Consider the following 26,039-nt stretch of genomic DNA (forward strand, 5'->3'; position numbering starts at 1 on the left):
GCCTATTCTCCCGTGACCTTGAACGAGTCCACGGAGAGCGTGGTCGTGCCGTTGGTGTTGGCACCCGTGACGTAGGTGATGACCCCGACGGCTCCCGGAGCCTGCATGGCCGTGGTGGCGTCGGTCGCGCTCAGCTGCCACGCGGCCGGTTCGGTCTCCGCGTCACGCCACACCTTGGCCTGCACCGTGGTCGGCCCAGCACCGGTGACGGAGAGCGTCACGTGGAGCTTCTGACCGGCGACGTACGCGCCGCCAGGGAGGACGTAGCTGTCGGCCAGCGGCGTCTCGTCCCGGAGGATGTAGACGCGGATGAGACCGGCGGCGTCGAGGCGGACGCGGGTGGAGTAGACCGAGTTGCCGATCTTCCGTCCGGCGATCGTCACCGTGTGCGCGCCACCCGCAGGGGCCTTGTCGACGGAGAACGTCGTCTCGACGAGCGCGTCGCGGATCGACACCCCGGCCAGGACCGCGCTGCGCGTCTCGGTGGCGTTCGCCGTGATCTTGCCGACGCCGTTCGCGACGCTGTAGCTCGTCGCCGGTCCGGTGGTGCTCCACGCGCCACCCTCCTCGGCGGCTCCCCAGCCGTTCGCCGCCTGGCGGTTGTCGAAGTCGTCGAGGGCGACGGGCTCCTCCGCTGCCGGCGGGTCGACCGGCGGCTCCACGGGCGGATCGACCGGCGGGTCGACGGGCGGCAGGACCGGCGGCACCGGTGCCGAGACCGTCGCGGTCTGCTGACTCGTGTGGGTCCCGCCACGGTTGTCCGTGACGGTGAGGGTCACCGGGTAGGCGCCGGCTGCGGCGTAGGCGTGCGTCGCCGTGGCTCCGGTCGCCGTCGCGCCGTCCCCGAAGGTCCAGGCGTAGGACGCGATCGAGCCGTCGCTGTCGGAACTCGTCGAGCCGTCGAAGGTCACCGACAGGTCGGTGGCCGCCATCGTGAACGCTGAGACCGGGTTCACGTTCGCCGGCGGTGCCGGAGGCGTGACCGGGGTGGCCGCAGCCGAGGCGACGGAGGTGAACTGCTCGATGCGGAGCTTCGCCGTCGCCGACGCCGAGGAGTTCGACAGGTAGGAGATGAGGCCGATCTGACCCGTCGCCTGCATGGTGGCATCGGTGTCCGTGCCGCTCAGTTGCCAGGCGGTGGGCTCGGTCGTGCCGGTCTTCCACACCTTCGCACCGAGCGTGGTCGGGCTCGTGCCGGACGCCTTGACGGAGATCGTCAGACGGTCACCCGGTGCGTACACGATGTCGAGCAGCTTCGAGTCGACGATCTGGGTCTCGTTCTTCAGGAGGTAGAGACGGACCTGACCGTTGGCCTCCCAGCGCACCCGGGCGGTGTACGCGTTGGCTCCGACCTGTCGGCCGATCACCGCCACGTAGTACCCGGGACCGGTGCGGTCGACGGAGAACGAGACGGTCGTGACCGCATCGTCGAACTTCGCACCGAGGCGGGCGGCACGGGTGTCGAGCTTCGCGAGGTTCACGATGCCCGAGCCGTCGCCGACGCTGTAGGTCGTCGCCGCTCCCTGGAGCGCCCACGAACCGCCGACCGGAGCCGAGCCCCAGCCGCTGGCGCTGGTGCGCTCGAAGTCGTCCTGGGCGAGCACGGTCGCCGTCGGAGCCGCCGCGACGGTCACCGATCGGGTCGCCGTCGCCGTCCCGCCGCGGTTGTCGGTCACGGTCAGCACGACCGAGTAGGTCCCCGCCGCCGCGTAGCTGTGCTGGGCGGTCGCACCGGTTCCGGTGGTCCCGTCACCGAACGCCCAAGCGTAGGAGGCGATCGAACCGTCGGTGTCGGTCGACGCGGATCCGTCGAACGACGCGACGAGCAGGTTGGCCGAGGAGGTGAACGACGCCGTCGGTGCCACATTGGGTGCCGGGGCGACGGTGACGGTCTGCGAGGTGATCGCGGTACCGGCACGGTCGTCGGTCACCGTGAGCGTGATCGTGTAGGTGCCGGCGGCCGCGTAGCTGTGGCTCGCGGTCTTCCCGGTCCCCGTCGTGGTGTCTCCGAAGTCCCAGGCGTAGCCCGTGATGGATCCGTCGGCGTCGGTGGAGCTCGCGGCGTCGACCGACACGGTCAGCAGGTTCTTCGACTGCGTGAAGGCCGCGGTCGGCAGCTGGTTCGGCGGCAGGGCCGTCGCAACCTGCTGCGTGGACGTGGCCGACGCGCCCCGGTTGTCGGTGACCGTGAGCGTCACCGTGAAGGAACCGGCGGTCGCGTAGGTGTGGGACGCGGTCGCACCGACCCCGCTCGTGCCGTCGCCGAAGTTCCAGGCGTAGGAGGCGATGGTGCCGTCCGGGTCGGCCGAGGAGGAGGCGTCGACGGAGAGCGCCAGGTTCGCGACCGAGGCGGAGAAGATCGCGGTGGGCGCCACGTTGGGCGCGACGACCGTCACCTGTTCGGTGCGCGTCGTGGACGCACCGAGGTCGTCGGTCACCGTGAGCTTCACGGCGTAGCTGCCGGCGGCGCCGTAGGTGTGCGTCGCGGTCACCCCGCTGCCCGTCGTGCCGTCGCCGAAGTCCCAGGCGTAGGAGGCGATCGTCCCGTCGGAATCGGTCGATCCGGTGGCGTCGAAGGTCGCGCCGAGGTCGCTCGGCGTCGCCGTGAACGCGGCGGTCGGCAGGGCGTTGACCCGGCCGATCTTCCCGAGCGAGTAGTGGTCGCTGATCTGCGCGGGCGTCAACGTCTTGCCGTACACCGCGAACTCGTCGAGCGAACCGCGGAACCAGTTGTCACCGCCCCACGTGCTGTCACCACCGATGCGCCAGTAGCCGGTGTAGTCCTGCGCGTTCGTCTCCGTGCCGGAGGCGACGAGCGAACCGTCGACGTACAGCTGCATGCCGGTGCTCGACTGCTCGGCGACCACGTGGTGCCAGGTGTTGTCGTTGTAGGAGGACGGCGAGGACACAATCACCGTGTTGCCGGTGTAGACGCCGAAGTTCAGTCGTCCGTCCGGCGTCATGTAGACGTGGCGGTCGTAGTTGTTCGACGTGCCGTCGATCGAGCGGTTGCCGAAGCCGATGAGCTTGCCGCCGCTCGTCGTGTCCGTCTTGAACCAGGTCTCGACCGCGTAGTTGCGCGGGTTCGAGAAGGTCTTGTCGCTGCCGACGCCGGAGTTGCCGCTCGGTGAGAACGTCGCCGCGGTGTTGGTGACGCCGGAGAGCGCGCCTGGAGCCTGCTTCGAGACGTCACCCCAGTAGGTGCCGGTGTTCCCGAGGGGGCCCGAGTCGGCGGCCTTCGGACCGGTCGACTCGTTCAGCCGCCAGTAGAGGTCGGGGTCGAGGGCGAAGACCGCTTGACCGTAGGTGTCCGCCGGGGCGGCCGGCACCGTGGAGGTGCGGCCCGAGGCGACCCAGTGCGCGTCGATCGTGGCCCGGTTGAGCACCGTCGGGTAGACCGCGACGTCGGAGATGCTGCCGTCGAGGTAGGAGGAACCGACACCCGGCCATCCGCCGATGTTGTCGCCGCCGACCCGCCAGTAGCCGGAGTAGTCCTGCCCGGTGGTGGTGTCGGCACGGCTCGCGACCTTCTTGCCGTCGAGCGAGAGGGTCATGCCATCGGCGCCCATGGAGGCGACCACGTGGTGCCACTGGCCGTCATTGAAGCCGGCCGCCGACTGCACGGTCCGCACCGACCCGGGGTACACGCCGAAGACGACGCTTCCGGAGGTGTCGAGGTAGACCTGGCGGTCGTAGCTGCCGGAGTTGCCGGTCTTGGCATTGCCGTAGCCGACGATCTTGCCGCCCTGCGTGCTGCTGGACTTGAACCATGCCTCGACGCTGAAGGTGTTCGGGGCCGGCTGCGCGATGCTCGAGACGCCGAAGGAGGAGGAGGTGCCCCCGAAGGACGTCGCCGTGTTGGCCTGGGCGAGGTTCGGACCGGAGACGGCACGCGCCGAGGGCGACGCCAGCGTCAGGTCGTTCCCGGACGCCCAGTCGTAGGCGCTCGTCCCGGAGGACTCACCGAGCGGCCAGTAGTTCGACGGGGCCGCGTCGAGAACAGCACCGTTGTAGGAGCTGAAGGAGTTGCCGCCGGTGGCGGTCGCCGGAACCCAGGTGCTCGTCTGCGTGGAGTTGCCCCACGGGTCGATCGCCTTGACGCGGTAGTTGTAGGTCTGGCCGGCCGTCACGTTCGTGTCGGTGAAGAGCATCGCCGGCTGGGTCCAGAAGTTCGAGGTCTCGGTCGTCGTGTAGATCGGGACCGAGGTGCCCTTGTCCTGACGGAAGATCTGGTAGGTCAGCGTCGCGTCGTCGGGGTCGTAGTTGGCGGGCCAGCTGAGGCGGACCTGCCCGGCACGGAAGGACAGTGCGGTGAGCTTCCAGTTGTCGCCCCACACCTCGGGCGCACGCTTGTTGGGGGCCTTGTCGCGCGTCGCGAAGCGGACGAGTCCCTGCTGCTTCGCGCCGGAGACGCCGAGGAACTCACCGGCGTAGAGGACGTAGTCACCAGCGCCGACGACGCTCCAACCGGCCTGGTACAGCTTCGTCTTGGTGCCGGTCTGCCACGTCGGGTACCACTGCAGGAGCGAGGGCGAGGGGTTGCCGGTGAAGTTGCGGTAGCCGTGGACGTCCGGCGTGATCGTGCCGGTGGCGTTGGGGCTGAAGGCGAGCGAGTGGTGGAACACCCACGGGTCGGGCTGCGGGAAGCCGCCGATGTTGCCGCAGTAGTGCGCGTGGCTCGCGGTGTAGACGATGTCCTTGACGACGTCGACCGAGTACGTGTCGCCGTGGCAGTCGGCCATCCACTGCATCGTGCCGTCCGACCAGGAGGCCTTGAAGGTGCCCTCGAAGTCGTCGAGCGTGGAGTCACCGTAGAAGTCGTATCCGGTGCCGTAGACGGAGGTGCCGTCGGACGCCAGCGAGTAGATGGCCGAGTTCTCGCCACCGTTGTGGATGACGCTGTTCACGCCGAACGGCATGGTCGCTCCGGTGACGGCGTCGACTGCGGAGAGGCCGCGGCCGGGGCTCGTGGAGCCGTTGGTCGAGGTGAACGACCCACCGATGACGAGCTTGCCGCCGTCGGGCGAGACGACGAGGGCGCGGACGCCCCAGCCACCCTGGAGGTCGACGGTGAAGGGCAGCAGGGCGCCGGTGGAGGCGCTGACCGCGGCCACCTTCGTGCGGGTGGCGCCGCCGACGCTCGTGAACTCACCACCGATGTAGACGGTGGAGTTGGTCGCCTTGACGGACATGACCTTGCCGTTGACGACCGGGGCGAAGCTTGCGATCAGGGCGCCGGTCGCGGTGTCGAACGCGGCGACGCGGTTCCGGGTCACGCCGTTGATCGTCGTGAACGTGCCGCCGACGTAGAGCCGGGAGCCGTCGGGCGACACGGCGAGGCTGTTCACCACGCCGTTGGCGCTCGGGTTCCAGGACGTCATGACGCCGGTCGAGATCGTGTAGGCCATCAAGTTCTTGCGGTCGACGGTGTTGACCCCCGCTGCCGCGCCTGCCGGGCGGGCCTTCGCGAAGTCACCGCCGACGAAGACCGTGTTGCCGGCGACGGCCTGGCCCCAGGCGACCCCGTCCATCTGCGCGGTCGGCAGGGCGTCCGCGGCGACGGTGGTCGGCAGCGGGGTGGCAGCGGCGGCCGGGGGTTCGGCCGCGACGGCCGCCGTCGGCATCGAGACTAGGGTGCCGCCGACGACGGCGGCGGTCGCGAGCGCGGTCAGGACGACGCGACCGAGTCGTCGGAGAGCGGGGGCGACAGCGTCATCGGACGCACCGCGGGCTGCAGGCAGGCTGGACAATGTGGTTCCTCGTAATCCGTAACAAAGCACGATTCGTTAGCGGAAACACGACAACCCGAACTGCGTGTACCCAGGGTGGATACTATGGCTCAGCTCACGGCCCGGCCAAGGGCCTGAGCACCCCCAAAGGTGGTGCCACACTGACGGGGGTCACCACCCGTGGGCGCTGACACCCGTCGTTGTGACCCGTGCGTGCTCGTGGACTCGGCGACTCAGAAGCCCGTCGAAGCGTCGCCCTGGAACACGAACGCGGGCTGTCCGGCCGCGTAGTCGACGGTGATCGTCACGTCTCCCCGAGCGTCCTCCGGGATGGTGAAGAGGAAGACCGCGTCCTGCGATTCACCGGGACCGACGGTGCCGCTGAACGGCTTGCCGCCCGGCTTGACGAGCGTGCCCGCGGGCTCGCGGTCGGCACCGGAGTATCCGTTGACCACGGTGAGGGCGGTGTCGAGCGGTGACGTGGACCCGTTGGTCAGGCGGACGGTGACCCGGATCGCGGGACCGCCGACATCGCCGGCTCCGACAGCCTCGCCGTCGACGGACTCGATCGAGACGATCGACGCCGAGAGCCCGCTGGGGGCCGAGACGGGCTCGTCGAGCGGTGCTGGTGGGAACTCGGGCAGCACCTCGGCTGCCCCGCCGTCCGTCGGGCTCGCACTCGGCGTCGAGGCGGCGCTCGGGGTCAGCGTCGTGGTGGGGCTGTCGCCGGAGCCGGGCGCGGCTACCGGCCGGACGACGAAGAGCACGATGACGACGACCACGATGACCGCCACGGCCACGATGCCTCCGATGATCCATCGACGGCGGACGACGGGGCTCATGCGGTCTCCTCTTCGGGCAGCGCGACCGGCGTTCCGGTGCTGACCCCACCATAGGGCCCGGCGGCCGCGCGCTTCACGAGGGCGCGACCGTCGCGGTGGCCGCGCCAGGCCGAGCCGAGCGGGGCGACCGGGTGCAGGAACTGGCGACGACCGCCCCGCAACAGGATCTGCCACGACGCTCGCGGCGAACCGCGCAGCCAGCGCCGACGCAGCTCTTCGTCCAGATGGACGGCGGCGAACCGCAGGCGGTTGACGACGTTGTAGTAGTAGTACGTCGGCGACTTCGCGCGGCTGCCACCGGTGCCGTCGTCATGGGTGCCGCCCTCGTCGTGGAGCGCGACGGCCTCCGGCAGGAAGACGATCGAACCGCCGGCGTCCAGCACACGCTTGCTGAGGTCGACGTCCTCCCAGTACAGGAAGTAGTCCTCGTCGAATCCGCCGACGGTCCGCCAGAGCGTCGCACTCAGCACGAGGCACGCACCGCTCAGCCACGGCATCCACGGCCCGGGGTCGTCGGACGGCGCGGTGCTGGCGAGGGAACGCATCGCCCCGGAGTGCATCGACAGGAGGTGACCTGTCGACCAGGGTCGGCCGTCAGGGCGGCGCACGGTCGGGCCGACGAGCGCGAGCGGGTCCTGGCGGGCACGGTCGACGAGCAGCGCGGTCGCCTCCGCACCGATGCTCGCGTCGGGGTTGAGGAGCATGAGGGTCGTCGTCGTCTCGTCCTCGAGCGCGGCGGCGACACCGGCGTTGACCCCGCCACCGAAGCCGAGGTTGCTCGCCGGGTAGACCGCCGTCCAGCCGCGCTCGGCGACGAGCCGTTCGACCGCCTGGCGTTCCGCATCCGAGGTGGGGTTGTGGACGACGACGATGAGCGCCTCGGGGAGTTCGTGCTCCACGGCGACCAGGTGTTCGGCGAGCAGGGCGGACGAACCGTAGTCGACGACCACGATCGCCAGGCCGTCACCGCGATACATCGGGTCCACTGCACACCTCCGCGCCGGCGACTCGGGACGTCTGCCGACTGGCGGTAGTATATGGCGACCGACGGGAAGGCGATGCTGTGAGAGTCCTCTTCGACGGCTACTGGTGGGTGCACGGTCCCGGTGCGAACCGGACGGTGCAGCGGGAGTTCATCCTCGCCTGGAGCAAGGCCTTCCCGGCCGACGAACTCGTCGTCGCCCTGCGTCGCAAGCACGCCGGCGACCGCGTCGATGATTTGCCGGAGGGCGTCGAGACGGTCGAAACGCGGCTCTGGCCCCAGGCGGTGTCGAACGCCGTCGAACTCCCCCGCCTCGCCCGACGCGTGGGAGCGGACGCGGTCGTCGCCCACAACTACGCACCGGCCGGCGGCCGCAACCTGACCTTCATCCACGACGTGATGTTCCAGGAACACCCGGAGTGGTTCAGCCGGGCGGAACGCGCCTACTTCTCGCTCATGCCCGTGCTCGCGAGGCGCGCAACGCTACTCGCGACCTCGACGCGCACCGAGGCCGCTCGGATCCGTCGTCTCAACCCGCGCCTCCCCCAGGCGACGGCGGTCGGCCTCGCCGTGGGCAACGACCTCGAATCGCTCGAGCAGCGGGCCCCCGCGGGTGCTGCTGACCTCGCGGCCTTCGCGGTCACCGTCGGACGCCTGAACATCCGCAAGAACCTGGCCGCCTCCATCGAGGGCGCCGCGTCGGCCGAAGTCATCACCCCCGAGCAGCCGCTGCTCATCGTCGGCGGCTCCCTGCACTCCGGGGTCGAGACCGCCTTGACCCCCGCCGCGAGCGCAGCGGTCGAGCGCGGCGAGGCCCGCTTCCTCGGACACGTGACCGATGCGGAACTCGCCTGGTTGTACGCGCACGCGGCGCTCGTCACGAACCTCTCGCTCGACGAGGGCTTCGGTCTCCCGCCGATCGAAGCCGCGCGGTTCGGCGCACCGCTGCTCGTGAGCGACATCCCGGTCTTCCGCGAGACGGTGGGTTCCGTCGCGCACCTCGTCGACCCGCTGGCGACGCCTCGGATGCTCGGCTCCGCGATCGACGCCGCCTGGGGTCGTCCTGGAACGACCGAGGCGTACGAGGCACTTCGCGAACGGTACGACTGGGCGGAGGTCGTGGCCGGGCTCCGCGCCACCCTCGTGCCCGCGTCGCACACCGACACGGGTGCGGCCCGCTAGGCTTACCCAGCAGCGCACAGGCCGACCCGAATCCGGCCCAGAGCGCGCACCCGACCGCCCCTTCTCCCGGCAGGAGATGCCGTTGTCCCGTCGACTCCGCGTCATGCAGGCGTACCAACGCCTTCGTCCCACGACCAATCCGTACATCGTGCAGCTCGACCGCGCCCTCGGGTCCACGGCCGGGATGGAGCATCTGCGGTTCACCTGGCGGCGAGCGCTGCTCGGACGCTACGACGTGCTGCACCTGCACTGGCCGGAGACCCGCCTCGGTGGGTCGAACCAGGTGAAGGCGATCGGCAACCAGGTGCGTTTCGCCCTCCTCCTGCTGCGGCTCCGACTGTCGCGGATCGCGGTGGTGCGGACCGTCCACAACGTCGAACTGCCGCAGGACATCACCCGCATCCAACGGGCGCTCCTCGTCGCGCTCGAGCGGGCGACGACCCTCCGCATCGTCATCAACGAGACCACCACCCTCCCGGCCGACCAGCCCGTCGAGACCATCCTCCATGGCCACTACCGCGATTGGTTCGCCGAGTTCCCAGCCTCGGAGGCGACGCCGGGTCGGTTCGGGTACGCGGGCTTGATCCGCCGGTACAAGGGCGTCGAACGCCTCGTCACGACCTTCCGCGAACTCGCCGAACGCGGCCGTGCGGTGAGCCTGACCGTCGGCGGGCGTCCCTCGACGACCGAGCTGGCCGAGACGATCACCGAGCTCGCGGCCGACGACGACCGCATCCGGCTCGAGCTCCACTTCCTGAGCGACGCCGAACTCGTGACGATCATGACGAGCGCCGAGCTGGTCGTGCTGCCGTACCGGTTCATGCACAACTCCGGTGGCACCCTCGCAGCCCTCTCCCTCGACCGGCCGGTGCTCATCCCGGCGAACGAGACCAATGCCGCACTCGCCGCCGAGGTGGGGCCCGGATGGATCCACACCTACGAGGGCGAGCTGACCGCCGACGACCTCGACCGGACGCTGACCCTGGTGCGGGCAGGCGATCGCTCCGCGCAGCCGGACCTGTCAGCCCGCGACTGGGCCGATGCCGGGACGCGTCACCTCGCCGCGTTCGACCGTGCCGCGGCGCTGCGCCGTGCGACGGGACGGAACCGTCGTGGTCGCTGAGCATCCTTCGGCTCGACGGGTGACCGTCGCCGTCCCGACCTTCCACCGGAACACGGAGCTCCGCCGGCTGCTCGCGGCGCTGCTGCCGCAGCTCGCCGAAACGGCGGCGGGCGGGGAGTGCGACGCCGAGGTGCTCGTGATCGACAACGACCCGGCCGGCGGCGGACGCGCGGTCGCCGATGAACTGTCGCCGTCCGCGGAGGGCCGTCTGCGGTACGTCCTGGAGGGCGCCCCCGGGCTCGCCGCGGTGCGGAACCGTGCCCTCGACGAAGCGGACGGACGACTGCTCGTCTTCCTCGACGACGACGAGGAGCCGGCACCTGACTGGCTGGCGACGATGCTCGCGATGTGGGCGCATCACGGATCGGCGGCGGTGTTCGGCCGCGTCGTCTCCGTCTTCGAGGTGGAACGGGACGCCTGGCTCGTGGCCGGGCGGGCGTTCATCCGCCCCGCGCACCGCACCGGGGACCGCCTCCCAGCCGTCGCCACCAACAACCTCCTGCTCGACCTCGACGTCGTCCGACGGCTCGGCCTGCGCTTCGACACCCGCCTCGCCTTCAGTGGCGGCGAGGACTCGCTGTTCACCACCCAGCTCACGCGCGGCGGCGGCACGATCCTGTGGTGCGACGAGGCCGTCGTCTACGAACACGTGCCGCAGGATCGGCTCAACCGCCGCTGGATCCTCACCCGCGCGTACCGCAACGGCACCGTCGAGGAGACCGTCGCGCGGCTCGCCGGTTCAGGGCCCGCCCACGCGATCCGGGTGCGTCTGCAGTACCTCCTGGGCGGGGTCGTCCGTGTCATCGGCGGCAGCGGACGGGTCCTGCTCGGTCGAGTCACCGGCAAACTCACCCACGTCGCGCGTGGCGAGCGGGCGGTGGCCAGGGGTGCCGGCATGATCGCGGGCGCGGCCGGTTTCGTCTACCAGGAGTACGCGAAGCGCACCGCGGCCCGGCGCTCAGCCTGACCCGCTCCGACCGACCGGACCACGCCGGTCGTCGGACGGGTTCGGCCGCGCGGACTACTCCGCGAGCTCCCGCAGTCGCGGCGCGAGCTGGTTGTCGAACATCGTGAGCGCCGAGGCGATCGCCATGTGCATGTCGAGGTACTTGTAGGTGCCCAGCCTGCCGCCGAAGAACACATCCGGTTCGAACGCCTGCGCCTCGCGGTACCGGGCAAGCTGTTCCCGGTCGGTCGGGGTGTTGACCGGGTAGTACGGCTCGTCGTCGGCGGTGGCCATGCGCGAGAACTCCCGCACGATGACCGTCTTGTCGTCCGGGTAGCTGTCGCGCTCGGGGTGGAAGTGGCGGAACTCGAGGATGCGGGTGAACTCGTCCTCGGCGTCGGCGTAGTTCATGACCGAGGTGCCCTGGTAGTCGCCGACCGGGTGCACCTCCTGCTCGAAGTCGAGCGTGCGCCAGCCGAGCCGGCCGTGGAGGTAGTCGAAGTAACGGTCGATCGGCCCGGTGTAGACCACCGGCACGCCCGCCGGCGTGTTCCCGCGGTGGATCGGCTGGCTCTCGTCGAAGAAGTCGGTGTCGAGACGCACCTCGATGTTCGGGTGGTCCACCATCTTCGTCAGCCACGCCGTGTAGCCGTCCGTCGGCAGGCCCTCGTAGGTGTCGTTGAAGTACCGGTTGTCGTAGCTGTACCGGACGGGCAGGCGCGAGATGATGTCCGCCGGCAGCTCGCGAGGGTCGGTCTGCCACTGCTTCTGCGTGTACCCGGCGATGAACGCCTCGTAGAGCGGTCGGCCGATGAGCGAGACGCCGCGCTCCTCGAGGTTCGTCGCCTCGGTGCCGGCGGCGGCGTCGGCCTGGCTGCGGATGAGTTCCCGCGCCTCGGTGGGCGAGTACGCCGCCTGGAAGAACTGGTTGATCGTGCCGAGGTTGATCGGCATCGGGAACACGACCCCCTGGTGCTTCGTGTACACGCGGTGCACGTAGGGCGTGAACGTCGTGAACCGGTTCACGTACTCCCACACCCGCTCGTTCGAGGTGTGGAACAGGTGCGCGCCGTAGCGGTGCACCTCGATGCCGGTCTCGGGCTCGGTCTCGCTGTAGGCGTTGCCACCGATGTGCGAGCGGCGATCGATGATGAGGACCTGCAGCCCGAGCTCGTTCGCAGCTCGTTCCGCGATCGTCAGACCGAACAGTCCGGCCCCAACCACGATCAGATCAGCCGTCATGCCACTGCCCTCCACTCGGCGCACCGTCGGGTCGGTGAGCACTCCGCCCAGCGTATCGGAAGCCCCTATCCCCGCTTCGGGGGATACCGCTGGTCAGCGCTGCTTCTTGGAGAGTGTCTTCTCATCGACCGGCGCCTCGCCGGAAGCACGACGCGCGGCGAAGTAGTCGGCGGCCTCCTGCTGGCGCTGCGCCTCCTGGCCGGTCGCGATGGGCGCCCGCACATGCTCCGGAGCGAACCCGAAGGCCTCGACCAGGTCGAGGGCGTGCGGACGGAGCCGCGCGATGAGGCGGTCGACGTACGCGCTGACGGCCTGACCACGCTGCGGGGAGAGCCGACCGTGGATGAGGTACCAGGCGAGGTGCTTCTCGATGAGCGAGAGCCCGAAGAGGTCGTGCACCCAGGTCATGACCTGCTTCGTACCCGGGTCCTCGATCTGCTCGACACCCTCGGTGAACGCCTCCCACTGCAGCAGTTCACCGTGCGCCCGTGCCGCCTCGATGAGTTCGTTCTGGTGCGCGTTGAAGAGGTCGGACGCGGCCTGCTTGGAGAGCTTGTTCGCTCCGCGCAGCTTGGTCGCCACCTCGGCGATCATCGACTCGACCCGCTCCGTGAGCAGCTCACGCTGCACGTTCGTGTCGCGCAGCTGGCTCACCGAACGCGCGGTGGACCCGAAGTCCTTCACCGTCTGAGCGAGGCTCCGCAGCCCGCTGTTGTGCACGGCGCGGTCGGTCGCCTGCTCGACCACGTAGCGCGCGAGCGCTCCGGCGTCGACCTTCGCGAACTTGCGGCTGTAGTCGGTGAGGAGGCGCTTGGCGACGAGCTGCAGGAGCACGTTGTTGTCGCCCTCGAAGGTGGCGTAGACGTCGAGGTCGGCGCGCAGACCCGTGAGGCGGTTCTCGGCGAGGAAGCCGTTGCCGCCGCACGCCTCGCGCGCCTCCTGCAGGGTGTCGAGCGCGTGCCAGGTCGACAGCGGCTTGAGCGCGGCCGCGAGCGTCTCGAGGTCCTGACGGTCCTCGTCGGAGTCGGCCTTCCCGCTGAAGACCTCGTCGAACTTCACGAGCAGCCGGTCGTGGGCGAAGATCTGTGCGTACGTCGTCGCGAGACGAGGCAGGAGCCGGCGCTGGTGGCGCTGGTAGTCGAGGATGACCTCCTCCTGGGTGTCGCTGCCGGCGTTGAACTGGCGGCGCTCGCTGCCGTAGGTGATCGCGATCTGCAGCGCGAGGGCGGAGGCGGACGTGGCGGCGCCGTCGAGCGAGACCCGACCCTGGACGAGCGTGCCGAGCATGGTGAAGAAGCGACGCCCGGGGCTCGCGATCGGCGAGGAGTACGTGCCGTCCTCGGCCACGTCCCCGTAGCGGTTGAGCAGGTTGGTCCGCGGGACGCGCACACCGGTGAAGTGCAGGCGACCGTTGTCGATGCCGTTCAGGCCACCCTTCAGCCCGTCGTCCTCGCCGCCGATCCCGGGGAGGAACGCCCCCTCGTCGTCGCGGATGGGGACGTAGAAGCAGTGGACGCCGTGGTTCACGCCGTTCGTGATGAGCTGCGCGAACAGCGTCGCCGCCTTGCCGTGGACCGCCGCGTTGCCGAGGTAGTCCTTCCACGCCGCCCGGAACGGGGTGTCGATGACGAACTCCTGCGTCTCCGGGTCGTACGTCGCCGTCGTGGCGATCGACGCCACGTCGGAGCCGTGGCCGGACTCGGTCATCGCGAAGGCGCCGGGGACGTCGAGGTTCATCGCGCTCGGGAGGAACGCGTCGTGGTGCGGCTCGGTGCCGAGGTGCAGGATCGCGGCGCCGAAGAGGCCCCACTGGACGCCGGACTTGATCTGCAGCGACGGGTCGGCGAGCACGAGTTCCTCGAACCCGGCGATGTTGCCGCCGTGGTCGTCGGCACCGCCGAGGCGCGTCGGGAAGGCCTTGAGCACCTGGCCGTTCTCGACGAGCAGCTTCAGCTGGTGGAACACGCGGTCGCGGTGGTCGTCCATCGACTGCCCCTCGATGCGCTGCATCTCCGGGCGGGCGGCGAGGGCACGGGAGGCGAGGCGTGCCTCCGGCCAGGACCCGAGGAGCTGGCGGGCGAGCGCCGGGATGTCGAGCCGCGCGTCCGACGGCGCCACCTCGACCGTCGCTGCCGTCGTACCGCTGACGCTCGTCCGGATCGCTGTGTCGACCATCCCTGTGCCCTGCCTTTCACCCATGAAAACCTCCCACAATGGTAGGACTGTCATAACGAAGCCCGAAAGCACCTGTGGGATGTGGACAAGGGGCTGCCCGATCGTCACGGATCGCGTTGGTCATGCCCCACAGCTGTCGCAGGAAGCTCCCAGGGCGTGGCTCAGGTGTTCGCCGACACGACCTCGACGAGCGCCGCACCGTAGGCGTCGAGCTTCTTCGCACCGATGCCGCTGATGCCGTCGAGCTCGCCGAGCGAGGTGGGTTTGGCCGACGCGACCGCCCGCAGCGTGGCGTCGCCGAAGACGATGTACGCCGGGACGCCCTGCTCCTTCGCGACGCCGGCCCGCCAGGCACGGAGCGCCTGGAAGAGCTCGGCGGCGGCCGGCTCGAGCTCCGCGTTCGCGCCGGCCGAACGGGAGGACGACCGCGAGGAGGACCGGGCAGCGCGTTCCGGCTCGCGCCGCATGGCGACCGGCCGGCTCCCGGCGAGCACCTCCGCGCTCCCCTCGGTGAGGCCGAGCGTGCCGTACTCACCGACGGTGGCCAGGAGGTCGCGTGCGAGGAGTTGCCGGACGACGCCGCGCCACTCCTGATCGCTGAGGTCTTCGCCGATGCCGAAGGTCGCGAGCTCGTCGTGCCGCTGCTGGGCGACCCGGTCGGTCCGCTTGCCGCGCAGGATGTCGATGATCTGGCCGGCACCGAAGGACTGGTTGCGCTCGCGCTTCAGGCGCACGATCGTGGAGAGGAGCTTCTGTGCCGGGACGGTGCCGTCCCAGGTGACCGGGGGTTCGAGACAGGTGTCGCAGTTGCCGCACGGGGTCGAGGGCTGGCCGAAGTACCGCAGCAGGTTGACCCGGCGGCAGTCGACCGTCTCACACAGCGCGAGCATGGCGTCGAGGTGCGCGCTGAGGTTGCGCTGGTGGGCGAGGTCGCCCGGCGACTCCGCGATCATGCGACGCTGCTGCACGACGTCCTGGAGGCCGTACGCGAGCCAGGCGATGGACGGCTCGCCGTCGCGGCCCGCGCGACCCGTCTCCTGGTAGTAGCCCTCGACGCTCTTCGGGAGGTCGACGTGGGCGACGAACCGGACGTCGGGCTTGTCGATGCCCATGCCGAACGCGATGGTCGCGACGACCACGACCCCGTCCTCGCGGAGGAAGCGGGACTGCGCGGCCGCGCGGACCGAGGCGTCGAGGCCGGCGTGGTACGCGACGGCGTCCACGCCGTTGTCGCGGAGGAGCTGGGCCGTCTGCTCGACCGTCTTGCGGCTCAGGCAGTACACGATCCCGGCGGTGCCGGCCGGCTGCTCCTTCACGAACGCGACGAGCTGCTTGCGGACCTCGTTCTTGCCCACGATGCGGTACTGGATGTTCGGGCGGTCGAAGCTCGAGACGAAGTGCTTCGCCTCACCGAGGTGGAGGCGCTGGGTGATCTCCTGGTGCGTCGCGTCGGTGGCGGTCGCGGTGAGGGCGATCCGCGGGACGTCGGGCCAGCGCTCGGCCAGCTCGCCGAGCATGAGGTAGTCGGGGCGGAAGTCGTGCCCCCACTGCGACACACAGTGCGCCTCGTCGATCGCGAGCAGCGCGATGGTGCCCTGCCCGAGGAAGCGGCGGGTGGCCTCGGAGCTCAGCCGCTCGGGTGCGACGTAGAGGAGGTCGAGCTCGCCGGCGAGATACGCCTGCTCGACCCGCGACCGCTCCGCGGGATCCTGCGTGGAGTTGAGGAAGGCGGCGCGGACACCGACCGCGAGGAGCGCGTCGACCTGATCTTGCATGAGCGCGATGAGCGGCGACACGACGATGCCCGTGCCCGGCCGGAGCAGCGCGGGGATCTGGTAACAGAGGCTCTTGCCGCCACCAGTCGGCATGAGCACGACCGCGTCACCACCGCCGGCGACCTGCTCGATGATCTGCTGCTGCTCGCCGCGGAAGGCGTCGTACCCGAAGACGGTGTGCAGGGCCTCCTGCGCTGTGGCGAACTTCTGGCCTGCGGCGCGCGTAACGGCCGGGGTCGCCGTGCGCGGGGCAGCCGGAGCGGCCGTCGACGGCGCCGCGCCCCAGCTGACCCCTCCGCCGAGGTAGGCGTCGTCGGGCGGCGGTGCGTCGAAGTCGTCGGGAGCGTCCGCGTCGTCCGGGATCCAGTCGGGTTCGGTGCTCCAGCTCATCCGTCGATCGTAGCCGCCACAGCCGACATCGCCGTGCGAGCCTCCACAGCGGTCCGGACGGAAAGTTCGTCCCTCTTAATGCCCAAGGGTCGTCGAGGCCGGATCCGAAGATTTTCCAAACCACCCCTGTGGGGGCTCCGAAGTGTCATCGAGGGCCGGTTCTGAGAGGCACTCGAACAGCCGGTCCAAACCTCATCAAAGGAGAATCACATGCGTACCATCAAGCGGAACCACATGGCAGTGCTCGCACTCGCCGCCGTCGCAACCTTCGGCCTCGCTGCCTGTTCCAGCGGCTCCAGCTCGGACAGCGGGTCCTCCATGGAGCCCAGCTCCGCACCCACCGAGTCCATGGCTGCAGATCCCGCAGCGGACCTCGTCGGCTCGGGCTGCGCCGCCTACGCTGACGCTGTCCCGGACGGTGCAGGCTCCGTCGCCGGCATGTCGGCCGACCCGGTCGCCGTCGCCGCATCGAACAACCCGCTGCTGACCACGCTGACCGCTGCGGTCTCCGGCCAGCTGAACCCCGACGTCAACCTCGTCGACACGCTGAACGGCTCCGAGTTCACCGTCTTCGCTCCGGTCGACGACGCGTTCAAGAAGATCGACGCCGCCACGATCGACAGCCTCAAGACGCCTGAGGGCGCTGCGACGCTGACGTCGATCCTCACCTACCACGTGATCCCCGGCCAGATCGCGCCGTCGGACATCGATGGCGACCAGACCACCGTCGAGGGTGGAACCGTCAAGGTCGAGGGCTCGGGTGACAACATCACCGTCAACGGTGCCAAGGTCATCTGCGGTGGCGTCAAGACCGCCAACGCGACCGTGTACCTCATCGACTCGGTCCTGATGCCGCCGGCCAAGTAGCCGACCGCGGGTTCACCCGCACGCATCACCAGCGACACCCGCAGCCCCGTCATCCGCACCGGATGGCGGGGCTGCTTCGTCGTGTCCGGGAGCGGCCGTCGGCGACACTGCCTCGACGTGCGTCTGTGAGAATGGAGCCATGCCGTCCGACCGTTCCGACCGCGTCCTCCGCGGCTCGAGCGCCGCGGTGTTCGCGACCTTCATCGCGCTGCTGTCGCACGTCGCAGGCGGGGGCCAGGTCCCGGGTGCCCTCGGTGTCGTCGTCCCACTCGTCCTCTCCACGGCGGCCTGCGTCCTCCTCGCCGGTCGGCGTCTGACCCTCCTGCGGACCACGCTCTCGGTCGTCGTCAGCCAGGTGCTGTTCCACACCCTGTTCGTACTCGGCACCGCACCGCGGACGGCTCAGCACCCTGGATCCATGGCGCACGGCACGCACGGATCCGCCGCCACGGTCGACCTCGTCGCCGGCGCGACCGCGAGCCACCACACCGATGTGGGCATGTGGTCCGCCCACCTCGCCGCCGGTCTCGTGACCATCGCCGCCTTCCAGCGCGCAGGCTCGCTCCTCGCGGCCCTCGCGGGCGTCCGGGAGTTCGTCCTCGTCCGCCTCATCCGCAAGGCGCTGACGGACGCGCCGCCGACCCGCCCGACGCGCGTCGAGACGGCGATCGAGCCCCGCCTGGCGCACCCGCTCGGCTTCCACCCCGAGACGACCGCCCTGCGCGGTCCGCCGCTCGCGACCATCCGCTGAGCACGCGGCCGGCCGGACCCATCGGTCCCCGTCGACCGCCCCACCCCGCGGGTCGTCCCACCGCGCTCCGACATCCGGAGCGCCGCGCGACCCGTCTCCCCATTCCCGTCGCTCGACCACGGTCCCCGCCGACCCGTCGAGCGGTCAGTGCTGCGGCGGTGACGCGTCCCGAGGGACGAGCGCGCCGACCCCGCAGGAAAGGAGCCACCACCGTGGCCGAACCCCGCACCTCCTCCCCACCGGACGACGACCTCGCGGTCGCGCCGAACCGCTCCCCCGGCCTGGCACCGATCCGGGCACCGGAGGCGATCATGCTCGCATCCGTGCCGATCGCCGTCGCCGTCGCCCTGCTCGCGCTCGTCGGCACCGGGGCGTTCTCGACCGGGACCCTGCTCTCCGACCCCGGTGTCGTGGTCACGAGGGGGCTCCCGATCGCGCGCGTGATCCACGACGCGGCGGCGGCGGTGACGATCGGGCTCCTGACTGCCGCGACGTTCCTCCTGCCGGGGCAACGGATCGTGCCCGGCATCGTCTCGTTCTCGCAGGCCAAGGCCATCCGCTGGGCGGCCTGGTCGTCGGCCGTCTGGTTGGCGGCCGGCATCGCGGTCCTCGTGTTCACCGCGGCGAACTCCATCGGCGTCCCCGTGTCGTCGCCCACCTTCGCCTACACCTTCCTCTTCTACGCGACGCAACTCGAACTCGGCCAGACGCTCCTCGCCTCGCTCGGGTGCGTCCTCCTCGTCGGCTGCATCGTGGTGCTCGCCCGTCGCCTCGCCTGGGTCGCCGCGGCGAACGCCATCGCGGTCTTCGCCCTCCTGCCGCTCTCGCTGTCCGGACACGCGGCCGGTTCCGACGAACACGGCAACGCGGTGAACTCGCTCGCCGTCCACCTCATCGGCGTCACCGCCTGGGCGGGCGGCCTCGTCGCGGTGATCCTGTTGCGCCGTGCCGTCGGGAACGAGATCGGGGTCGTGGTCGCGCGCTACTCCGTGCTCGCCGGCTGGGCGTTCGGGGCGGTGGCCTTCTCCGGTGTCGTGAACGCCTCGCTGCGTCTGGCCGGACCGTCCGACCTCCTGACCCCCTACGGGCTGCTCATCGTTGCCAAGACGGTGGCCCTCGTGCTCCTCGGTTGCGCAGGCGTCTGGCACCGCCGTCGCCTCATCCCCCGGCTGCTGCGCCCAGGTGGTGACCCGAGGGCCTTCATCCGCCTCGCGGTGGGCGAGGTCGTCGTCATGGCCGTGACGATGGGCGTCTCCGTCGCGCTGTCCCGCAGCCAACCGCCGGTGTCGCAGGAGCCCGTCGCCGATGACGTCCGACGCCGCCTCCTCGGGTTCGAGTACCCACCGCCCGTGACGCCGCTCCGGATGTTCACCGAGTGGCATGTCGACTGGATGTGGGCCGGGATCGCGGCCATCGGCGCCGGCTGGTACCTGTGGGCGTTCCTGCGGCTCAGACGGCGCGGTGACGCGTGGCCGGTGACCCGGCTGGTCGCCTGGCTGCTCGGCTGCGTCGCACTGCTGTACGCCACGAGCGGTGGCCTCGCCGCCTACGGCCAGATCCACTTCAGCACCCACATGCTGCAGCACATGGCGCTGATGATGATCGTGCCGCCGCTCCTCGTGCTCGGCGGCCCGGTCCTCCTCGCCCTCCGGACCCTGCCGGCCCGGACGGACGGCGGGCGGGGGCTCCGCGAGTGGATCCTCGCCGTCGTGCACTCCCGCTATCTGAGCCTCCTGTCGAAGCCCGCCGTCGCCGGCGTCCTGTTCGCCGGCAGCCTCGTGGTGTTCTACTACACCGGCTGGTTCGAGTGGGCGATGATCGCGCACCAAGGGCACGTCCTCATGACCGTGCACTTCCTCGCCACCGGGTACCTGTTCTTCTGGGTACTGATCGGCGTCGACCCCGGTCCGAACCGGCCCGCGTTCCCGTTCCGGCTCATCCTGCTGCTCGCGACCCTGGCGTTCCACGCCTTCTTCGGCCTGGCGATCATGTCGAGCTCGACCGTCCTCGCCGCCGACTGGTGGACGGCGCTCGGGTACACCGACACCGCCGCGCTCCTCGCCGATCAGGGCGTCGGCGGCGGCATCGCCTGGAGCGTCGGCGAGGTGCCGGCGGTGCTCGTCGCGCTCATCGTCGTCTCGCAGTGGGTCCAGAGCGACGAGCGTGCGGCGAAACGGTACGACCGCCGGGCGGAGCGCGACGGCGACGCCGAACTCGGTGACTACAACGCCCGTCTGGCGCGCATCAACCAACGGGATGAGCAGTCGGGCGAGGATCGCGAGCACTCCTGAGCCGGACGACGACGGCCCCGCCGGCAGTGGATGCCGACGGGGCCGTCGTGGTGAGGAGGACGATCAGGAGGTGGGAGGACCGTCCGCGCCGGAACCGCCCGACGCCGAGGCCGGGTCGTCCGGCTCGGGCTTGCGACGGGTCACGAGGAGCACGCCGATGCCGGCCACGAGGACGACACCGATCGCGCCGACCACCCACCAGACGTCGCCGCTGAGACCACCGGCGGCGGGAGTCGCGGTGTCGCCATCGCCCGCGCCACCCGCGGCCGACGACGGCCCGACGGACGAGGCACCGCTCGTCGCGCACGCCGGCTCAGAGCTGCCGGCGGCGAGCTCCTGACCCTCGGCCGGTGCCCACTGGAAGGTGTAGCTCCCCGACAACGGATGCCCGTCGGTCGACACGAGTTGCCACACGACGGTGTACTCCCCGGCCTCGCCGAGCTGCACCGGCATGACGAGCGCCGGTCCGTTGACCGCGGCACACGCCGTGCCGTACTGGAGCTGCTCGTCGCCGGGGCCGGTCACCTGGATCTGATTGGACTGACCCGCCTCGCCGAGGTCGAGCAGGTTGTCGTTCGTCGTGATGACGACCTGCTCCGGCTGCTCGGTGACCGTCGATCCCTCGGCGGGGCTCGTCGAGACGATGCTGTTGTGCGCTGCAGCCGGACCAGCCATGGCGAACACCGCTGCCGCCGCGAGGAACGCGGTGGCGACGGAGCCGACGAGGCGGCGGCGACGGGCCGTCGTCATCAGGCCTGGCGCTTCGCGTCGGACGCCACGCGACGCGCGGACGCGGCGATCACGATGCCGGCGGCACCGACGACGAGCCCGGCGATGCCGAGCACGCGTCCCAGCACGTCGGTGGTGCCGGCGTCGGAGGCGGCAGCGGCCTCGGTGTGGTCACCGTCGCCGTCGTCGTCCGTCGCAGCCGCGCCGTGGTGGTCGCCGGCCTCGGCGGCCGTGACGACGACGACCGGTGCGGGCGACTCGAGGTCGTCCTCGGTCTGGCCGTCCTTCGCGACGTCGGTCCAGTCGGTCTGGCCGACCTCACACGTCTGCGTCACCGGGAACACGAGGGTCTTCCCCTCCGCGTCGGCCGGCAGCTGGACCTGGAAGGAGACGGTGTCGCGGTAGCCGTCGGCGAGCGGCGTCTTGGCCGTGTAGACGACGGTGCCGACGCGTTCGGCGAGCTGCTCGCCGTGGCTGTCGGTGATGGGCTTCGCGAGCGGGGCCATCTGCTTGTCGATGGTCCAGTTCGGGTTGACCGTCGGTGTCACCGCGTTGATCTCCTCGGGGATCTCGAAGGAGAGGCTCGTGGTGGGCGAGCCGTCGCAGCCGTGACCGACGGCGAAGCTCAGCACCGTGTAGGAGCCGGCGGCGGTCGAGGTGGGCGTGACGCTCACGTGGGCGCTGGCGGCGAGCGGCGCTCCCACGGCGAGGAGTGCTCCGGCGCCGATGGCGATCGCACCGAGGGCGGCCGGCTTGCGGAAGGTGGGGCGGGGGGTCGTTGCGTTCATGATGTCCTGTCGACTGCTCCGCGGCGTCGAGCCTGCGGAGACGGATGGGGCGACGCCTGGGCGGGCGCGCCGATGGGTGCTGCGATGCGGATGGCCGACCACGCCGCGCACAGCACCCGTCCGTGTCGGACGGTGGCGCGGCGGTCAGGCGGTGGCGAACGCCGGAGGACCGCGGTGACGCAGGTGGAGCAGGACGACGCCGAGGTTGCGCGGGCGCTCGTTGACGCGGACCCACTGCACGCGCCGAGGGGCCGGGACGAGGTGGACCGGTGCGGGGCGGCGCGCGAGCACCCGGACCGTGAGCGCCGAGAGCGCGGCGCGGGTCGCGCGTTCGGCGAAGAGGATGGCCGTGATCGTGGCGACGGCGGCGACGAGGTGGGCCACCCACATCGCGGTGGCGCCGTGGCTGTGCATCGCGATGCCGCCGCCGGCGGCCAGCTCGACGACCTGGTGCCGGTGCCACGAACCGGCACCGGATCCGCCGCCCGAGGTCACCGAGGCGCTGACGGTGCTCGGGACGAGGGTGAAGAGCGCGTGGTAGCCGAGCTGGCTCACGAGCACGGAGGCGACGATCCCCGCAACGGTGATGCGTCGGCCGGCGAGCAGCACGCAGACGAGGACGGCGAAGGTGCCGCCGACGAGGAGCACGAACGCGGACGGTGCCGCGGCTCCGCCGATCGTGTGCGAAAGTGCGGCGGCGAAGGTGGCGAAGGCGGCTGCGGCGGTGCCGCGGGCGACTCGAGCCCACCGTTCCGTCATGCCATGCCTCCGGGAGAACGAGCGGACCAGGTGTCGACGCTCGGACTCCAGACTACCCGAGCGACGCTCGCCCTCAGGCGGCGTCGGCCACGAACAGCAGGACGATCGACGCGACGGAGCAGACCACGCCGATACCGAAGCTCACCCAGAACAGCAGCCGGAGTGCCTTCGCATGATCGGCGCTCCGGGTGAACCGGGCACGCGACGGCTCGCGTCGGGCGTAGAAGACGTTCGGTTCCTCCGGGTCGCGGAGCGCGTCGAACTCCGCGTCGGAGACGGGACGGGAGTACAGCTCCGCGGCCTCCGTCATCCAGCGGACCTCCCGGCCGGCTGTCCCCTCCGGGCGCTCAGGATCGACCGGCCCGTCGACGATGACGCCGTGCGTCTCGACCCAGCTGCCGTCCGCCGCCCTGGCGATGAGCATGGCGAGGAGCACGACGACGGCGCATCCGAAGCCGATCCAGGTGAAGACCTCGAACACGAGGCCGAGGAGGTCGTGGGTGTCCACGCTCACATGCTATCCGGCGCCTCCGGGTGCGTCGGTGACCGCTCGACTCAGACCGACTCCGGGCGCTTCTGTCGCATGGGTTCCGCCGGCTGGTCCGGACCGTTCCAGACGCCGACGATGCCCCAGGCGACCGCGGCGATCGGGACCGCGAGGACCGCCCCGACGATGCCGCCGAGGATGGTGCCGGCCGTCAAGGCGAGCAGGACGACGAGGGCGTGCAGCTTGAGCGAACGCGCCATGACGACGGGCTGCAGGAAGTTGCCCTCGAGCTGGTTCACGAGGACGACCACACCGACGACGATGAGCGCGGCGACCGGACCGTTGGCCACGAGCGCGACGAGCGCCGCGAGGATGCCGGCGGCGGTCGCACCGACGATCGGGATGAAGGCGGTGAGGAACACGATGACGCTGAGCGGCAGCGCGAGCGGGACGCCGATGATCGCGAGGCCGATGCCGATGCCGAGCGCATCGACGGCCGCGATCGTCGCGGTGCCGCGCACATAGCCGCCGAGCGTGTCGACCGTCTTGCCACCGATGCGCTTGGCGCGGTCGTACGCGGCCCCGGTGAAGGGCCGGAGCAGGAACTCCCAGAGCCGCGGCCCGTCCTTCAGGAAGAAGAACAGCACGACGATCATGAGGACGAGCCCGGTGAGGAAGCTCGCCGTCGCCGAGACCCCGGCGAGCGCCCCGCTGCCGAACTGGCTCGAGGTGAGGAAGTCGACCGCGGTCTGCTTGGCGTCCTCGATCTGCTTCTCGTCGATGTCGAACGGCAGGGTGCCGAGCCAGTCCTGCAGCTGCCCGAAGCCCTTGGAGGCGGAGTCGACGAGGTCGTCCCACTGGCTGCGGACGGCCCAGACGATGAGCCAACCGATGCCGCCGAGGACGACGAGGATCGAGACGAGGGCGATCCAGGTGGCGAGGATCGACGGGAGGCCCTTCGAGCGCATCCACCGCATGAGCGGGTAGATCGCGGACGCGAGGATGAGGGCGATGACGACGGGGATCATCACGAGGGAGAGTTGGGTCAGCGCGAAGACGATGAGCGCGGCGACGGCGACGATCGCGAGCGTCTGGACGCTGCGGGTGGCGAGGGTGCCGATGCGGTCGTGCCAGAGTCCTCTGGCGAGCGGCTCGGGCGTACCGTCGTGCTTGTCGAACAGGCCCATGGGGTCCCCAATCTCGGGAGCGACGGGACCGGCGTGGCCCCGTCGCCCAGTCAAGCACGTCGGCGAGGACCGCGGCAGATCGAGCGGAGTAGCGTTGGCCGTGATAAGGAGGCGCTCATGACGAGACTCGACGCCGATCCGGTACCCAGCGTCTGCCACGCGCCCGACGGCTCTGGCACGCGGCTGCTCGAGGCGCGCGTGGTCCCCCTCGGCGGCGTCCGAGGCCTGAGCGTCCACCGCACCCTCCCCCAGCGCGAACTGCCGATGATCGGCGCCTGGTGCTTCCTCGACCGATTCGACGAGGACCGCGCGCGGATGCGGGTCCTGCCGCACCCGCACACCGGCTTGCAGACCGTGACCTGGCCGCTGGCCGGCGACATCCGTCACCGGGACAGCGTCGGCAGCGACGTGGTCGTCCGCCCTGGTGAGTTGAACCTCATGACGAGCGGCGTCGGGGTCTCCCACTCCGAGTTCTCCGTCGGCGAGGAGGAGGACGAGATGCACGGCCTGCAGCTCTGGGTCGCGCTCCCCGAGCACGCCTCCTCGGTTCCGGCGGCGTTCGAACAGCACCGGGACCTCCCCGTCCACACCGTTCCCGGTCTCCGCGCGACGGTCCTCATCGGCACGCTCGGTGGCGGGACGTCCACTGCCACCGTGCACTCGCCGCTCCTCGGCGCCGACGTCGTCCTCGACCCCGGTGCAGCGGTGACCCTGCCGGTCGACCCCGCCTTCGAGCACGGTGTCCTCGTGATCGACGGTGCGCTCGAGGTGGACGGCATCGCCCTCGCCTCCGGTCCGCTGCTCTACCTCGAGCCGGGTCGTGACCACCTCAGCCTGAGCAGCGGCAGCGGTGCCCGATTCGTCCTCCTCGGTGGAACACCGTTCCCGGAGGAACTCGTCATGTGGTGGAACTTCGTCGGTCGGAGCCACGAGGACATCGAGACCGCCCGAGCGGATTGGGAGGCCGGGTCGCCGAGGTTCGGTTCGGTGGCCGGTCACGGGGCCGAGCGCATCCCGGCTCCCCCACTGCCGAACGTCCGGCTGACCCCGCGTCGGCGCTCGATCTGACCCCTTCCGGACGGCGCTCGCCATCCCGATCCGGACCACATCCGTCGGCCGTCCGCCCGGCCAAGGGAGGATAGGCTGTCCTCAGGAGATCGGCTGCTCGTGAAGGTGGGCTCATGCAACGTCTGAGTACGCGACTGCTGCTGACCTGCGCCGCGATCGGTGTCGGGGGCGGCCTCGTCTTCGTCGTCTCCGGATACGTCGGCGGCACGATCTCCGCCACCGCGCCGGTGCTCTACGGCCTCATCATCGGCGTGTACTTCCTGCCGGGCGTCGTCGCGCAGGCGCTGCTGCGCCGAGGTGGCGTGGCACTCATGACCGGCCTCACCGCCGGCCTCGTCTCCGCAGCCTTCAGCCCGCAGTGGTTCTTCCGCTACTTCGGCACGGGGCTCGCCATCGGCCTCCTCCAGGAGATCCCCTTCGCCGTGTCCCGGTACCGCGTGTGGCGCTCATGGGTCTTCTATCTCGCCGCCGGGATCGCCGGAATCGTGTTCGCCGCCTCGGTGCTCGTCGTCTTGGGCATCGACCATTTCACCCCGGTCGCACAGGCCGTCTACATCGCCCTGTTCGTCCTCAGCCCGATCGCGTTCACCGCGGCCGGACGCGGCGTGGCCGCAGCGCTCGCCAGGGCAGGGGTCGGGCGGTCCATCGCCAAGCCGGTGCAGCGCGGCCGCGGATCCGTCGACACGCGGGTCTGAGTGGACGTCGCTCCACCGGCGCAGCCCGCCA

19 protein-coding genes are annotated in these 26,039 nt (G+C 70.6%); 8 read left to right on the forward strand and 11 right to left on the reverse strand.

Translation table 11 applies throughout. The features are described from left to right. Positions 1 to 2: 2 nt before the first annotated feature. The 3 genes from QRN27_RS04920 to QRN27_RS04930 form a co-directional block, all read right to left on the reverse strand. Positions 3 to 5,750 carry a PKD domain-containing protein gene (locus tag QRN27_RS04920; RefSeq protein WP_285040945.1) on the reverse strand — a complete coding sequence of 1,916 codons (5,748 nt, stop codon included), beginning with the start codon at positions 5,748 to 5,750 and terminating at the stop codon, positions 3 to 5. A 212-nt stretch (positions 5,751 to 5,962) separates the two neighbouring features. Continuing rightward, positions 5,963 to 6,571 carry a hypothetical protein gene (locus QRN27_RS04925; RefSeq protein ID WP_285040946.1) on the reverse strand — a complete coding sequence of 203 codons (609 nt, stop codon included), beginning with the start codon at positions 6,569 to 6,571 and terminating at the stop codon, positions 5,963 to 5,965. Next, positions 6,568 to 7,548 carry a glycosyltransferase gene (locus QRN27_RS04930; protein WP_285041398.1) on the reverse strand — a complete coding sequence of 327 codons (981 nt, stop codon included), beginning with the start codon at positions 7,546 to 7,548 and terminating at the stop codon, positions 6,568 to 6,570. Before QRN27_RS04930 ends, QRN27_RS04925 begins: the two co-directional genes overlap by 4 nt. 86 nt (positions 7,549 to 7,634) lie before the next feature. Between QRN27_RS04930 and QRN27_RS04935 the strand changes: the two genes are divergently transcribed. The 3 genes from QRN27_RS04935 (at position 7,635) to QRN27_RS04945 (ending at position 10,825) form a co-directional block, all read left to right on the forward strand. Beyond that, a complete protein-coding gene (locus tag QRN27_RS04935) occupies positions 7,635 to 8,735 on the forward strand; it encodes a glycosyltransferase (RefSeq protein ID WP_285040947.1) in 1,101 nt (366 codons plus the stop codon). Positions 8,736 to 8,811: 76 nt separating this feature from the next. Continuing rightward, complete coding sequence (locus QRN27_RS04940; RefSeq protein WP_502929468.1) at positions 8,812 to 9,858, forward strand: glycosyltransferase family protein; 1,047 nt, start codon at positions 8,812 to 8,814, stop codon at positions 9,856 to 9,858. 19 nt (positions 9,859 to 9,877) lie between these two features. Continuing rightward, positions 9,878 to 10,825 (forward strand): glycosyltransferase family 2 protein, encoded by a 948-nt coding sequence (locus QRN27_RS04945; protein WP_285040949.1) that lies wholly within the window; start codon positions 9,878 to 9,880, stop codon positions 10,823 to 10,825. A 54-nt stretch (positions 10,826 to 10,879) separates the two neighbouring features. Here the strand turns inward: QRN27_RS04945 and glf are convergent, their stop codons facing one another. The 3 genes from glf to recQ all read right to left on the reverse strand — a co-directional run bounded on the left by glf (position 10,880) and on the right by recQ (position 16,386). Next, positions 10,880 to 12,046, reverse strand: coding sequence for a UDP-galactopyranose mutase (glf, locus tag QRN27_RS04950; RefSeq protein WP_285040950.1), 1,167 nt, complete (start codon positions 12,044 to 12,046; stop codon positions 10,880 to 10,882). A 93-nt stretch (positions 12,047 to 12,139) separates the two neighbouring features. Beyond that, positions 12,140 to 14,221, reverse strand: a complete 2,082-nt coding sequence (locus tag QRN27_RS04955) for an acyl-CoA dehydrogenase family protein (RefSeq protein ID WP_285040951.1) — start codon at positions 14,219 to 14,221, stop codon at positions 12,140 to 12,142. Positions 14,222 to 14,382: 161 nt separating this feature from the next. Further along, positions 14,383 to 16,386, reverse strand: a complete 2,004-nt coding sequence (recQ, locus tag QRN27_RS04960) for a DNA helicase RecQ (RefSeq protein WP_285040952.1) — start codon at positions 16,384 to 16,386, stop codon at positions 14,383 to 14,385. A gap of 210 nt (positions 16,387 to 16,596) precedes the next feature. Here recQ and QRN27_RS04965 point away from each other — a divergent pair, with 210 nt between their 5' ends. From QRN27_RS04965 to QRN27_RS04975, 3 genes are all read left to right on the forward strand, one after another. Then, positions 16,597 to 17,253, forward strand: a complete 657-nt coding sequence (locus tag QRN27_RS04965; protein WP_056008590.1) for a fasciclin domain-containing protein — start codon at positions 16,597 to 16,599, stop codon at positions 17,251 to 17,253. A gap of 139 nt (positions 17,254 to 17,392) precedes the next feature. Continuing rightward, on the forward strand, positions 17,393 to 18,004 hold the full coding sequence (locus tag QRN27_RS04970; protein ID WP_285040953.1) for a hypothetical protein: 612 nt from the start codon (positions 17,393 to 17,395) through the stop codon (positions 18,002 to 18,004). Positions 18,005 to 18,216: 212 nt separating this feature from the next. Next, entirely contained in the window at positions 18,217 to 20,295 is a 2,079-nt protein-coding gene (locus QRN27_RS04975; RefSeq protein WP_285040954.1) for a bifunctional copper resistance protein CopD/cytochrome c oxidase assembly protein, read from the forward strand. Between the two features lie 63 nt (positions 20,296 to 20,358). On the opposite strand, the gene QRN27_RS04980 is transcribed toward QRN27_RS04975, so the two are convergent. From QRN27_RS04980 to QRN27_RS05000, 5 genes are all read right to left on the reverse strand, one after another. Then, positions 20,359 to 21,045: a copper resistance protein CopC gene (locus tag QRN27_RS04980; protein ID WP_285040955.1), complete on the reverse strand. Its 687-nt coding sequence runs from the start codon at positions 21,043 to 21,045 to the stop codon at positions 20,359 to 20,361. Beyond that, complete coding sequence (locus QRN27_RS04985) at positions 21,045 to 21,812, reverse strand: YcnI family copper-binding membrane protein (RefSeq protein ID WP_285040956.1); 768 nt, start codon at positions 21,810 to 21,812, stop codon at positions 21,045 to 21,047. The genes QRN27_RS04980 and QRN27_RS04985 overlap by 1 nt, the downstream gene beginning before the upstream one ends. Positions 21,813 to 21,956: 144 nt before the next feature. Next, complete coding sequence (locus tag QRN27_RS04990; protein ID WP_285040957.1) at positions 21,957 to 22,571, reverse strand: hypothetical protein; 615 nt, start codon at positions 22,569 to 22,571, stop codon at positions 21,957 to 21,959. Positions 22,572 to 22,644: 73 nt separating this feature from the next. Next, positions 22,645 to 23,079 (reverse strand): hypothetical protein, encoded by a 435-nt coding sequence (locus tag QRN27_RS04995; protein WP_285040958.1) that lies wholly within the window; start codon positions 23,077 to 23,079, stop codon positions 22,645 to 22,647. 47 nt (positions 23,080 to 23,126) lie between these two features. Continuing rightward, complete coding sequence (locus tag QRN27_RS05000; protein WP_285040959.1) at positions 23,127 to 24,245, reverse strand: AI-2E family transporter; 1,119 nt, start codon at positions 24,243 to 24,245, stop codon at positions 23,127 to 23,129. A 117-nt stretch (positions 24,246 to 24,362) separates the two neighbouring features. Here QRN27_RS05000 and QRN27_RS05005 point away from each other — a divergent pair, with 117 nt between their 5' ends. Then, entirely contained in the window at positions 24,363 to 25,313 is a 951-nt protein-coding gene (locus tag QRN27_RS05005) for a pirin family protein (protein WP_285040960.1), read from the forward strand. A gap of 113 nt (positions 25,314 to 25,426) precedes the next feature. After that, the gene (locus tag QRN27_RS05010; protein WP_285040961.1) at positions 25,427 to 26,008 is read left to right on the forward strand and encodes an ECF transporter S component; all 582 of its coding nucleotides are present in this window, start codon (positions 25,427 to 25,429) and stop codon (positions 26,006 to 26,008) included. Positions 26,009 to 26,039 lie beyond the last annotated feature (31 nt).

The organism is Plantibacter sp. LMC-P-059a (assembly GCF_030209505.1).
Classification (GTDB): Bacteria; Actinomycetota; Actinomycetes; order Actinomycetales; family Microbacteriaceae; genus Plantibacter.